Origin of the sequence: Curtobacterium sp. UCD-KPL2560 (genome assembly GCF_001705035.1) — a bacterium.
Taxonomy (GTDB): domain Bacteria; phylum Actinomycetota; class Actinomycetes; order Actinomycetales; family Microbacteriaceae; genus Curtobacterium.
Map to the genome: position 1 here is coordinate 1 of NZ_MCIG01000087.1, position 12,340 is coordinate 12,340.

The 12,340-nt window shown below is 73.7% G+C and carries 11 protein-coding genes; 1 reads left to right on the forward strand and 10 read right to left on the reverse strand.

Features of this window, described 5'->3' with window-relative positions; translation table 11 throughout:
• Positions 1-315: 315 nt before the first annotated feature.
• The 5 genes from BEP24_RS14460 to BEP24_RS14480 form a co-directional block, all read right to left on the reverse strand.
• Positions 316-963 carry a class F sortase gene (locus BEP24_RS14460; RefSeq protein WP_065964588.1) on the reverse strand — a complete coding sequence of 216 codons (648 nt, stop codon included), beginning with the start codon at positions 961-963 and terminating at the stop codon, positions 316-318.
• On the reverse strand, positions 964-2,487 hold the full coding sequence (locus tag BEP24_RS14465) for a tyrosine-protein phosphatase (RefSeq protein ID WP_065964590.1): 1,524 nt from the start codon (positions 2,485-2,487) through the stop codon (positions 964-966).
• Between the two features lie 233 nt (positions 2,488-2,720).
• Positions 2,721-3,722, reverse strand: coding sequence for a diacylglycerol kinase family protein (locus tag BEP24_RS14470; RefSeq protein WP_065964592.1), 1,002 nt, complete (start codon positions 3,720-3,722; stop codon positions 2,721-2,723).
• Positions 3,719-3,901, reverse strand: coding sequence for a hypothetical protein (locus tag BEP24_RS14475; RefSeq protein WP_065964596.1), 183 nt, complete (start codon positions 3,899-3,901; stop codon positions 3,719-3,721). Before BEP24_RS14475 ends, BEP24_RS14470 begins: the two co-directional genes overlap by 4 nt.
• A gap of 10 nt (positions 3,902-3,911) precedes the next feature.
• The gene (locus tag BEP24_RS14480) at positions 3,912-5,030 is read right to left on the reverse strand and encodes an acyl-CoA desaturase (RefSeq protein ID WP_065964598.1); all 1,119 of its coding nucleotides are present in this window, start codon (positions 5,028-5,030) and stop codon (positions 3,912-3,914) included.
• 395 nt (positions 5,031-5,425) lie between these two features.
• Between BEP24_RS14480 and BEP24_RS14485 the strand changes: the two genes are divergently transcribed.
• Entirely contained in the window at positions 5,426-6,187 is a 762-nt protein-coding gene (locus tag BEP24_RS14485; protein WP_065964601.1) for a GAF and ANTAR domain-containing protein, read from the forward strand.
• A gap of 35 nt (positions 6,188-6,222) precedes the next feature.
• Here BEP24_RS14485 and BEP24_RS14490 read toward each other — a convergent pair whose 3' ends face one another.
• The 5 genes from BEP24_RS14490 to BEP24_RS14510 all read right to left on the reverse strand — a co-directional run bounded on the left by BEP24_RS14490 (position 6,223) and on the right by BEP24_RS14510 (position 12,279).
• Positions 6,223-7,509 carry an ice-binding family protein gene (locus BEP24_RS14490; protein ID WP_065964603.1) on the reverse strand — a complete coding sequence of 429 codons (1,287 nt, stop codon included), beginning with the start codon at positions 7,507-7,509 and terminating at the stop codon, positions 6,223-6,225.
• Between the two features lie 179 nt (positions 7,510-7,688).
• Positions 7,689-8,126, reverse strand: a complete 438-nt coding sequence (locus BEP24_RS14495; RefSeq protein ID WP_083230395.1) for a hypothetical protein — start codon at positions 8,124-8,126, stop codon at positions 7,689-7,691.
• 132 nt (positions 8,127-8,258) lie between these two features.
• Positions 8,259-8,960: an HAD family hydrolase gene (locus BEP24_RS14500; protein WP_065964605.1), complete on the reverse strand. Its 702-nt coding sequence runs from the start codon at positions 8,958-8,960 to the stop codon at positions 8,259-8,261.
• Positions 8,870-10,471 (reverse strand): glyceraldehyde-3-phosphate dehydrogenase, encoded by a 1,602-nt coding sequence (locus BEP24_RS14505; RefSeq protein ID WP_065964607.1) that lies wholly within the window; start codon positions 10,469-10,471, stop codon positions 8,870-8,872. Before BEP24_RS14505 ends, BEP24_RS14500 begins: the two co-directional genes overlap by 91 nt.
• On the reverse strand, positions 10,471-12,279 hold the full coding sequence (locus BEP24_RS14510) for a phosphoenolpyruvate carboxykinase (GTP) (RefSeq protein ID WP_065964611.1): 1,809 nt from the start codon (positions 12,277-12,279) through the stop codon (positions 10,471-10,473). Before BEP24_RS14510 ends, BEP24_RS14505 begins: the two co-directional genes overlap by 1 nt.
• Positions 12,280-12,340 lie beyond the last annotated feature (61 nt).

The following is a 12,340-nucleotide window of genomic DNA, read 5'->3' on the forward strand; positions in this document are numbered from 1 at the left end:
GGGCACCGACGGCGCGTGAGCACCGCGCACAGCCCACGCTCCGGCGGCTCGGGCTGCTCCGGCTCGTCGCCGTGGGCGCCGAGCCGAATGCGCGGGGCGTGGGACCGGGCGCCGGCGGTCCTGCAGACGTGACCGGAGGACGGACGGGAGGCGCGGTGCCAGGCGGCACCGCGCCTCCCGTCCGTCCCGGCGACCGTCCCGCGGTCCGCAGGCCGAGAGGTGTCGTCAGGGCGACGCCGCCTCCCGGCCGACCAGCGGGCCGTGACGCCGCTCCGGCGGGTCCCGTTTCCGGGCGGTCGTGCCCGCGGCAGCACCTCAGACGCGCGTCGCCTCGACCACCACGTTGTCGACCGACGGCCGCCCGTCCGGCCGTTGCAGGCACGTCACGACGACGAGGCGCCCCGGGGTGTCCGCCCAGACCGCTGCGTCGGCGGGGAGGTCGCGCTTGGCGACCGTCTCCGACCGCGTCACGCGGTACGTGACGTCGTCGACCGTGACTGTGGCCCCCACGGCGACGCGGGCCCGGCCGTGCGCGACGTCGATCAGGGCGTTGCCCGGACCGACACCCCCGCCGCGCAGCGAGTGCATCGCGACGAAGACGGTGCCGTGGGCCGCCGCCGCCGGCTCGACGCCGAGGTTCCGGACCCAGTACGCCGACGTGGACCCCGGCGGTTCGACGACCCCGTCGGCCACGTCCAGCGCACCGAGGGGGACGTCGAGCCCGACCGACGGCACCGTGAACCGGCCGTGCCCCGACGGCGTCGCCGAGGCCGCGGGCTCCGGCGGCGGCCCGTCGAGCCGCACGGGGTCGCCGGCGAGGTCGACGCCCGTCGTTGCCGCGGTCCCGTGCGGGTGCGGGGTCAGGAGCTCGACCCCGGCGACGGCGATCATCGCCACCGCGACGACCGCCGCGAGGGCGGTGAGGCGAGCGCCCCACCGCCCCCGCGGGGACGTGCCGGTCACTCAGCGCCCCGCGCGGCGACGGGAGCGGATGCGGAGTGCACCCGTACCGCCGAGGACCAGGGCGCCGAGGCCACCGAGGGCCAGCCAGGGTGCGTCGTCCCGACCGCCGGCGACCGTGCCGCCCGTCGCGACCGACGGGCCGACCGCAGCCGTGGTCGCCGTCCCCGCGACCGATCCGGAGGCCGCAGTCGTCGTCGCCGACACGACCGTCAGCGCGAGCGGGTCGCTGACCGCGGTGCCCGTCGCGTCGGCGAGGAACAGGGTGTGCGCGCCGGGAGCGAGGTCGGCGGGCAGCGTGACCGAGGCGCTGACGGTGCCGTCCTGGGCGGCGGTCACGCGGCCGAGCACCTGCGGGGTCGAGTGCACGACGACCTGGTACGACGCGCCGGGCGTCAGTCCGCTGCTGCCGACCGTGACGGTCGACCCGGGCGTGAGCGCGCCGTGCGCCCCGAGGGCCAGCGTCGGGCGGGCGACGTGCACCCGGTAGGTCGTCGTCGTGGTGCCGTCCTCCGCGGTCACGGTGACGACGGCGGTGTCGCCCTGCACCGCGACCGTCGACCGGGCGGAGGGGTCCGTCGTCGACACGTGGACGTCGGTGTCCGAGAGCGTGGCGACCGGGGCGGTGACCGTCGCACCCGCGGCGGTCGCGGCTGCGTCGAGCGGCACCGTGACACCGTCGACCGTGATCGCCGATGCGGAGGCGTCGTCGGACACGAGGAAGCGGGCGCGCAGGGCGGCTTCCTCGTCGGCGGTCACACCGATCGTCCTGGACAGGTACGAGTCCATCCCGGCGTACTTCGTCGCGACGTCGTGCTCGAAGGTGCCCTGCAGCAGCGCGGGTGTCGCCCACGTGACCCCGAGCTGCGTGTTCGAGAGCAGGTAGTCGTGGAGGATGTCCGCACTGCCGACGCCGAGGACCCGGTCGAGCAGGTCGACCACGGTCCCGGTGCGGTCCATGCCGTGCGAGCAGTGCACGAGCACGGTGCCGCTGGTGTGGGTCGCGAGGATCTGCAGGACCTGCGCGTACGCGGTGATCATCGGCCCGCGGTCGGTCGCGTCCACGTAGCCCTTGTCGACGAGGTCGTGGTACATCGCGGTGTCGTCGCTGTAGTCGCCGTCGGCGCCGAACATCGAGATGTGGACCTCCTGCGCGCCGGGGATCGCCACGTCCGGCTTCGCCGCGACCTGGTCGGGCGTACGGAGGTCGACGACGAGGTCGACGTGGTACTCGCTCGCGAGCGTCTGCGCACCGGCTGCCGTGACCTTGTCGAGCGACTCCGACCGGATGAGGCGGGAGGCGTCGACCCGCTGGCCGCCGAGTCCGGTGAAGGCACCGAGCTCGCGACCGTTCACCAGCCCCGGGACGTCGGTGATCGGGTGGTCCTGGGCGGTCAGGGCCGGTTGGAGGTCGGAGTCGGCGTGGGCGGCGGACGAGAGCCCGACGGTGCCGAGGACGGCAGCAGTTGCGACGGCGGTGGCGCTCGCGCGGAGGAGCGCGGACGGGCGGACGGGACGGCGGGACACGGTTCTCCTCGGGGACGGGGCACGGGGGAGTCGCCCGGGAGCACCGGACGGCCCGCGGAGCAGCGTGACGAGGCCGCCCGTCGCGTGGGTGAACGGCCGCGGACCGTCGGGTTGCCACCACATGAGGCAGGGCTCAGGTGGGTGGGCCCGCGCCGCCGACCCGGCGCGGCGTTCCGCCGTGCCACCTGACGGACGGGAGGCGCGGTGCGGGCCGGCACCGCGCCTCCCGTCCGTCAGGTGGTGACGCGCCGTCGCTCGGTGGCCGGTGCGGTGCGGAGGACGAGCCCGTGTCGGTGGGTGGTGAGGGTCACCGACCGGACGGTCCCGAAGGGGTCGCCGTCGAGTTGGAGACGCTCCGCGGCGTCGAGGTCGATGTGGAGCGTCCGCGCACGTGTCGTGGGCAGCACACGTGAGGGCGGCAGGAACCGGGACAGGAACCGCCCGGTGCGCGTGCGGGAGGAGAACCGGGCGAGGGTCAGGGTGGTGCCGATCGCGGTCCAGCCGAACCAGCCCGTCGGGCGGAACGCGACGGCGTCGAGGATGCCGTCGTCGGGTGCCGCGCGGGGGAGCAGCAGCACGCCGGCGGTGAGACTGCCGCAGTTGCCGACGATGACCGTGTGCGCCCGCATCGTCCGCGTGGGACCGGAGTCCAGCCGGTAGTGCACGGGGATCTGCCGGTTGCCGATGATCGACCGCGCGATCGGGTCCGAGTACGCCACCCAGCCGAAGCGACGCTTGACCCACGCGTTCGTGTCCGCGGCCATGCTCGCGTCGAGACCGATGCCCGCCATCACGAGGAAGGCGTGCGTGGTCGTGGTGCCCTCGTCGTCCGTCAGTGCGGCGAGCCCGACGTCGATGGGCCGGTCCACCCCGGTGAACGCGGCGGCGACGGCACCCGCGGTGTCGCCCCGGGGGAGGCCGAGGTTGCGCGCGAACAGGTTGCCCGTCCCGCTCGGGACCAGCGTCACGGGGATCCCCGTCCCGCGGAGCTCCTCCGCGACGACCCGCAGGGTGCCGTCCCCGCCGGCGACGAGGACGACGTCCGGCTCGGCGGCGACCGTTGCGCGCGCCGCGGCGCGACCGTCGTCCTCGGCGGCGGTCTCGAACCAGTGGGTCCCGGGAGACCAGTGGTTGCGCCGTGCCTCGGCGTCCACGAGCGCCCGGAGACGTTCCCGGTCGTGCTTCACCGGGTTGACGACGACCGCGGCGACGCGCTGCGGCCTCGACGTGCTCACGGACGCGAGGGTCGGTCGGCCCGCGCGGCCTTGTTCGCGGAACGACGGAGTGCGCCGAAGACGACGGTGGCGACGAACAGGACGATGCCGATGATCGCGAGCCAGAGCAGCCCCTTCAGGGCGAAGCCGACGATGGACAGGATCAGCCAGAGGGCGAGGAGGACGACGACGGTCTTCACGGTGGTTCCTTCAGTGGATGCGGAGTTCGGAGACGAGCGGGCAGGTGAACGGGTCGCGGGCGGCGAGGCCGACACGGTTGAGGTACCGCACGACGATCCCGTAGGACCGCAGCAACGTCGTCTCGGTGTACGGCACGTCCAACGTGTCGCAGTGGTCCCGGACCAGCAGCCGCGCCTGCTTCAACGCGGGCCGCGGCATCGACGGGAACAGGTGGTGCTCGACCTGGTAGTTTAACCCACCCATCAGGAACGACACCCACCAACCCCCACGGATGTTGCGGGAGGTGCGGACCTGACGGGAGAAGAAGTCGACCTTCGCGTCGTGCGCGATCGTGGGCATGCCCTTGTGGTTCGGCGCGAACGAGGCACCCATCATCACCCCGAACACCGCGAGCTGGACCCCGAGGAACGCACACGCCATCCCGAACGGCAGGAACCAGAACACCACCGTCAGGTAGATCGCGAACCGCGCCGCCAGCAGCACCCCCTCCAGCACCCGGCCCTTCGTGTCCGGACGACCCCCGGCACCACGCACCACCGACACGACCGCGTGCCGGTGCAGGTTGATGCCCTCGAGGGTCAGCAGCGGGAAGAACAACCACCCCTGGAACCGCAGGAACGTGCGCATCAGCGGACCGCGGGCAGCAGCGGCGTCCTCGGGCAGGAACCGGATCCCGTCGGGCGCGATGTCGGGGTCCTTGCCCACCGTGTTCGGGTTCCCGTGGTGCCGGGTGTGCTTGTTCATCCACCACGAGTACGACAACCCGACCAGGAACGTACCGATCCACCGGCCGGCGTGGTCGTTCCACTTCTGCGAGTCGAACACCTGCCGGTGCGCGGCCTCGTGCGACAGGAACGCGAACTGCGTGAACACCACACCCAACGCACCCGCCACGATCAACTGGAACCACGAGTCACCCAACAACGCGAACGCCACCCAGCACGCAGCCGTGGCGACGACCAGCGCCGAGAAGAGCGCCCAGTAGAAGCCTCGACGCCGGCGCAGGAGCCCGGCGTCCTTCACCTGGGCGAGCAGGGCGGAGTAGGTGGACGTACCTCCGGTCCGGGCGCCGCCAGGGGTGGCGCCGGTCGTGCGGTAGTGGCCGGCCATGGTGTCCTCGGCGGTCACGGTGTTCCTTTCGTGCTTCCTGACGGTGTCAGGTCCGGGGGCGTCCCGGCTCGCGGTCGCGGTCGTCGGTTCGAGGAGTGGAGAACGGGGCGGTGTCCACCGGACCGGACGGCCCGGTGGTCGTGGTGCTGGTCGACGGTGCCGCGGGTGCACCGGTACGACGCGACGCACCGGTGCGTGTGCCGTCGTGGTGCTGCTCCATGCCTGTGCCTCCCGTTGTGCGACTGGAACGAGGGATCGTTCCGGCAACCGGGGTCAGGGGTGGCTCGTCCATCACGGTAGAACGAGCGGCCGAGGCCGCGCAAGTCCCCGGGCTCCGGCGCGTCGGGGTCGTCGGGGACCCCGTCCGACGACCGGTTACGGTGGTGGCCGGACCAGGAGGAGGCCGCCCGCCGATGATCGAGACCCGCGAGACACGACTCGTCGAGACCTTCGTGACGCTGACCGACAACCTCGTCGCCGACTACGACGTCCTGGACGTCCTGCAGACCCTCGTCGACCGGTCGGTGGAGCTCTTCGACGCCGCCGCAGGGGCGATCCACCTGCTGAACCGGGACGGTGTCCTCGAGGTGGCGGCCTCCACCAGCGAGCGCAGCGAGTTCATCGGGCTCCTCCAGCTGAACGCCGGCGAGGGGCCGTGCATCGCCGCGGTGACCTCCGGTGAACTCGTGACGTCGGAGGACGTCGGGTCGCTGACCGAGCGGTGGCCCCGGTTCGCCGCGGCGTCGAGGGACCACGGGTACCGGAGCGTCCACGCGATCCCGTTGCGGCTCCGTGAGGAGGTCATCGGATCGCTGAACCTGTTCCGCGAGATGGAGGGGGCGCTCAACGGCGCCGACGCCCGGGCAGCGCAGGCGCTCGCGGACGTCGCGACGATCAGCATCCTGCAGCAGCGGACCATGCAGGACGCCGCCGTCACCGCCGAGCAGCTGCAGCACGCGCTGGACGCCAAGGTCCCCGTCGAGCAGGCGAAGGGCTACGTCGCGCGCGCCCTGTCGGTCGACGTGGACACGGCCCGCGAGGTCCTCCGCGGGTACGCCCGACGGACCCAGCGCAAGCTCAGTGCCGTGGCCGTCGAGGTGGCCGACGGGGAACTCACGCTGGACGAGCTGGTCGCGGGTGCGACCGGCGGGTCCGTGCCGGACGACCGCGGCTGAGCGCGGCGCGGCACGGACGCTGCCGGACGGCTCCGTCAGCTCCCGTGCTGGCCGCGGCGCGTGCGCGTGCTCGCGCTCGCGCTCGCGCTCCGGCGGTGACGGGCGACCAGCGCGAGACCGAGGCCCGCCGCCAGCAACGCTCCGGCGATGCCGAGCGGCACCGTCGGGTCGCTGCCGGTGAGGGCGAGCTCGCCGTTCGGGGTGCCACCGCCCGAGCCTGCGCCGGCGGTCGGGGTCCCACTGGGCGCCGTGGCCGGCGCGGTGGGCGTCGGTGCGGTCGCGGGAGCGGTCGGCGTGGTCGTGGCCGACGGCTGCACGGTGATCGTCACGGTCTGGGTGGCGTCGGGCGCGGTGCCGTTGGAGGCGGTCACGGTGACGGTGGCGGCACCCGGCGTGGTCGGGGTGCCCGAGACGACGCCGGTGGTGCTGTCGATGGTCAGGCCGGCGGGCAGTCCCGTCGCGGTGAACGTCGGGGAGGGCGTGCCCGTCGCGGTGACGGTGTACGAGTACGGGGTCCCGGCGGTCGCGGGGGTCGGAGCGCCGGACGCGATGGTCGGCGCGACCGTCTGCGAGGGCGTGCCCGGCGTCGGGCAGCCGGTGGGGGCCGTGATGGTGTTGGTGTCGAGGGTCACGGCACCGGTCCGGGCCAACAGGCGACCGACGACCGTCGCGCCGGTGGTCGCGGTCACGGACTGCTGCGCGAGCACGGTGCCGCGGAACTGCGCTCCGGTGCCGATGGTCGCGGAGCTGCCGACCTGCCAGAACACGTTGCAGGAGCTCGCGCCGCCGGTGATCGTGATGCGTGTCCCGGAGCCGATCGTGAGGGTCGACGCGGCCTGGAACACCCAGACGGAGTCGGCGCTGCCGGCGAGGGTGAGCGACCCGGTGTCCGCCAGGGAGAGCGCCCCACCCGAGTAGACCCCGGGGGACAACGACAGCCCGTCGAGCTCGGTCAGGCCGGTCTGTGCGGGGGTGAGCGACGCGGCGACGTCGTACGCGGTGGTCGTGTCCCGCTGCGCCTGGGCGGCCGCGGCGTCCGTCTGGTGCACGGTGCCGTTCACGACGCCGTCGGGAGCCGCGCCGAACCCGGTGATCGAGGTGCCGGGCGAGACGCCGAGGTCGCCGTCGACCACGGTCGGACCGGTGTTCGTGACGGCGCTCGCACCGAGGACGCCGTAGGTCGCGGCGGTGCCGAGGTCCACCGGCCCGTCGAGCACCGTCGCAGCGGACGCCGCCGACGTGCTCATCACCGCCAGGGACGCGGCGAGTCCGATGCCGGTGAGGGCGAAGAGGGTGGGGCGGAGGAAACGGGACGTGGCCATGGAAGGCACCTGTCTGGGACGGGGAGGCACTCGGCGAACGTCGACGACGCGCACGTGATCCCCGGTCTCCGAAGTATGCGCGCGGCCGGACAGGAGGACGAGGGTCGCAGCGGGATGCACCGCGCACTGCCAGGAACCACGTCGCGTGGACAGCGAGCGCACCCGCCGCTGTCAGCGGCTCACCGGTCCGGCGACGTGCTCCGGCGACGGCCACGGACGACGGCCGCGGACACGAGCACCGCGCCCACCATCGCCGGGTGTGCGCTGACCGCCGCGTACCCGAGGGCGTCCGTCGGGCTCAGCCACTGCGTGGTCCCCGTCGTCCACGACACCCGCTGCACGACCGCGAACACGGTGACCAGGAGCACCACCGCCCCGGCGGTGACACCCACCGTCGGCCAGCGTGTGCCGACGGCCACGGCGGCCGCACCGACGAGGGCGAGTCCGGCGAGCACCAGCGGGTGGGTGGTCGAGTCGCCGCCGAGCGGGGCCGTCGCGATCACCGCGACGACGTACACGGCGACGACGCCGACGACGAGCCCGGTGCCGATCCGCGCTGCGAGCCGGTAGCGGTGTCCTGCCCGGAGTCCTCCGGCGGTGATCTCCGACGTCGTCATGGTCTGCCCCCTCCACCGGCGCGTCGTCGTGCCGGGGTACCAGGGTCGCACGGCGGACGGGGCCACGGACAGACCCGCCTGTGTGGTGTCCCCGTGCGGTGTCGTCCCCGGTGGTGCTCGGCCGAGCCGGTGCTACCGGTCCGTCGGGTCCGGCTCGAGGGCTGCGAGGACCGCGGTCCGGAACGCCCCCGGGCCGAGGAGCTCGTGGTCGACGAGGAGGGATCGCATGCCCGCGCGCCGGGCGCCGGCGACGTCCCGCTCGGCGTCGTCGCCGACGAAGAGGCACTCGGACGCGCTGACGCCGAGGTCGCTCGCCAGGGCGGCGAACGCGCGCACGTCGGGCTTCTGGAACCCGGTGCGCCCGGAGACGTGCACCACGTCGAACGCGTCGGGGAGACCCGTCACGGCGAGCTTGTCACGCTGCTGCTCCTCCGTCCCGTTCGTCAGCAGACCGAGGCGGTAGCCGCGCGACCGGAGTTCGTCGAGCAGTCCCCGGCTCCCGGGGAAGGCGCGCCAGGCCGCCCGGTACCGCCGGAGGTAGCCGGCGAACAACTCGTCGAGGCGGTCGTCGTCTCCGTCGCGGCCGTCGAGCGCGTGGCCGAGCGGCGGGAGCACCGCGCGCAGGCGCTCCCGCCGCTGTTCGGCGAAGCCGATCTCCCCCGAGCGCCACCGTTCGAACTGGTCGTCCTCGGCGTCGGACCAGGCGCGGAGCGCCGCCTCGGACGCGGGCAGGCCGAGGCTCGTCAGGAACCCGGACGCACCGGTTCGGGCCGCTCCGCGGTGGTCGAGGAGGGTGCCGTCCAGGTCGAACCCGACCGCTCGGAGGTGCCGCACGTCTGCAGGCTACCGCCGACGTGACGGACTGCTGCGCGCCTCCCGACCGGGGTGGCGGGGAGCGCGGTCGCACGGCCTCCCGCCATCTCCTGCAGGATCCGGTGGACCTGGCGGCTGTAGCCGGACTCGTTGTCGTACCAGACGTACAGGACCACGTGCTCGGAGCCATCGGCGATCGTCGCGAGCCCGTCGACGACGCCGGCGCGGCGACTGCCGAGGAAGTCGGTCGACACGACCTCGGGGGACTCGACGTAGTCGATCTGCCGCCGGAGCGACGACGTCAGCGACGCGTCACGGAGCAGGCCGTTCAGCTCGTCGCGGCCGACCGCACGGGCGAGCGTCAGGTGCAGGACGGCGAGCGAGACGTTCGGCGTCGGGACCCGGACGGCGTTGCCCGTGAGGCGCCCGCGCAGCTCGGGCAGGGCCTTCTCGGCCGCCCGTGCCGCGCCCGTGGCGGTGATGACCATGTTCAGTCCGGCCGCGCGTCCGCGGCGGTCGGCGGGGTGGTAGTTGTCCACGAGGTTCTGGTCGTTCGTCGCCGAGTGCACGGTCTCGACGTGGCCGTGCACGACGCCGTACGCGTCGGAGACCGCCTTGAGGACGGGGACGATCGCGTTCGTGGTGCAGGACGCGGCGCTGACGACCGGCGCGTCGCCGATCGCGTCGTGGTTGATGCCGTGCACGACGTTCGGCAGGTCCCCCGTGCCCGGGGCGGTGAGCAGGACGCGGCCGGCTCCGGGGGCGAGGAGGTGCTGCTCGAGGCCCTCGGCGTCGCGCCACCGGCCCGTGGTGTCGACGACGATCGCGTCCTCGATGCCGTGTGCGCGGTAGTCGACGGCGCTCGGGGCGTCGGCCGAGATGAACTGGACGAGCGTGCCGTTCGCCGTGATGGTGTCGTGCTCGGTGTCCACCGTGACGGTGCCGGCGAAGGGGCCGTGGATCGAGTCGCGGCGGAGGAGGCTCGCACGCTTGACCAGGTCGTCGGGCCCGCGGCGGCGGACCACGACGGCGCGGAGGACGAGGGGTGCGTGCTCGCCCGCGCGCTCGAGGAGGATGCGTGCGAGCATCCGACCGATGCGGCCGAAGCCGTACAGGACGACGTCGCGGGGCACGGGTCGTGCAGCGTCTCCGGACGAGCCGCGCGCGAGGAACAGCTCGTCCTCGAGGAACTCGCGGAGGGGTGTGCCGAGCGGGTCGGCGCGGTGCCGGGCGGCCAGGTCCGCGAGGTCGACGGACGCGGACGCGACGTCCATGGTGTCGAGCTCGGTGAGGATCGCGAGGCTCTCGCTGACGGGCAGCTCGGTCTCGTCGACGCGGCGGGTGGACCGGTGTGCCTTGACGATCCCGATCGGGGACTCGCCGACGAGGGGCCGGCCGTACACCGAGGGCACGACGTCGTCACGGCGGTACAGCCGGCCGATGAGCGGGACCATCGCCTCGGCCGCGGCGAGCTTGTCGGTCCAGGCGTGCTGCAGGGCGGCACGGTCGGCGGCGGACGGTGCGTGCTCCATCAGGCCACCTGCACAGCGCGTTCGGCGGCGGGCGTCGCCGAGGCCTGCAGGGCGGCGCGACGCTCGTCGAGGACGGCGGTGAACACGGACGGCGTCCGTCCCGCGAACTCCGCGAGGAACTCCTCGGTGCGGTCGCACTCCTCGAGCCAGGAGTCCGGGTCGACGGCGAACAGGGCGTCGAGGTCCGACGGCGGGAGGTCGAGGCCGCGCACGTCGAGGTCGTCGACGTCGGGGAGCAGACCGACCGGGCTCTCGACCGCGGGCACGCTGCCCTCGACCCGGCGGGCGATCCACTCGAGCACGCGGGCGTTCTCGCGGAAGCCCGGCCAGAGGAACGAGCCGTCGTCGCCCTTGCGGAACCAGTTCACCTGGAACACCGCAGGGGCCCCCGCGCCGAGCTGCGCACCGACGTCGAGCCAGTGCGCCCAGTGGTCGGCCATGTCGTAGCCGCAGAACGGCAGCATCGCGAACGGGTCGCGGCGGAGCTCGCCGACGGTGCCCTCGGCCGCGGCGGTGCGCTCGGACGAGACGGTCGCGCCCATGAACACGCCCTCCGCCCAGGTGGGGGCCTGCGCCACGAGCGGCACGTTCGTCGAGCGTCGACCGCCGAACACGACGGCGTCGATCGGGACGCTGTGGTCGAGGTCTGCCGCGCGGGACGGGCAACGGTCGAGCGCCACGGTGAACCGGGCGTTCGGGTGCGCCGCCGGGGTCCCGCTCGCCGGGGTCCAGTCGGCACCCGTCCAGTCGACCAGGTGCGCCGGCGGCTCCGGCGTGAGGCCCTCCCACCACACGTCACCGTCGTCGGTCAGGGCGACGTTGGTGAAGATCGTGTCCGCCGCGATCGTCTCGACGGCGACCGGGTTCGTGTCGACGCCGGTCCCCGGCGCGACGCCGAACAGCCCGGCCTCGGGGTTGATCGCGTGCAGCCGCCCGTCCGACCCCGGACGGAGCCAGGCGATGTCGTCACCGATCGTCTCGACCGACCACCCGGGGAGCGCCGGCTGGAGCATCGCGAGGTTCGTCTTGCCGCAGGCGGAGGGGAACGCCGCGGCCAGGTGGAACGCCCGGCCCTCGGGCGAGGTCAGCCGGATGAGCAGCATGTGCTCGGCGAGCCAGCCCTCGTCGCGCCCCATCACCGAGGCGATCCGCAGCGCGAAGCACTTCTTCGCGAGCAGGGCGTTGCCGCCGTAGCCCGAGCCGTACGACCACACCTCGCGGGTCTCGGGGAACTGCACGATGTACTTCGTCTCGTTGCAGGGCCACGCCACGTCCTCGTGCACGGTGCCGTCGTCGTCGCGGAGGGGCATCCCCACGCTGTGCACGGCCGCGACCCACGGCACGCCGGCGCCGATCGCGCGGAGCACCTCCGGACCGAGGCGGGTGGTCTTGCCCATGCTCAGGACGACGTACGCCGAGTCGGTGACCTCGACACCGAGCTGCGAGATCGGACCGCCGACCGGACCCATCGAGAACGGCACGACGTACATCGTCCGACCGCGCATGCTCCCCGCGAAGCGTCCGTCGAGCTCGGCGCGCATCGCCGTCGGGTCACGCCAGAGGTTCGTCGGGCCGGCGTCCTCCGGGGTGGCCGAGCAGGTGAACGTCCGACCCTCCACCCGGGCGACGTCGCCCGGTGCCGAGCGGGCGAGGTAGCTGTTCGGTCGGCGCTCCGGGTCCAGCGCGACGAGCTTGCCCTCGTCGACGAGCTGCTGCGTGAGGCGAGCCGTCTCGTCCGGTGACCCGTCGCACCAGACGACCGCGTCGGGGCAGGTGAGGGACGCGACCCGGGCGACCCACGCCTCCAGGGCGACACGGGGTGAACCGGGGACGGTGGCGGGGGCGGGACTCGTGTGGTTGGGGTTGGTG

Coding starts and splice junctions, on each gene's coding strand:
- BEP24_RS14485 (WP_065964601.1), top strand. CDS start 5,426: ATGATCGAGACCCGCGAGACACGACTCGTCGAGACCTTCGTGACGCTG.
- BEP24_RS14490 (WP_065964603.1), bottom strand. CDS start 7,509: ATGGCCACGTCCCGTTTCCTCCGCCCCACCCTCTTCGCCCTCACCGGC.
- BEP24_RS14495 (WP_083230395.1), bottom strand. CDS start 8,126: ATGACGACGTCGGAGATCACCGCCGGAGGACTCCGGGCAGGACACCGC.
- BEP24_RS14505 (WP_065964607.1), bottom strand. CDS start 10,471: ATGGAGCACGCACCGTCCGCCGCCGACCGTGCCGCCCTGCAGCACGCC.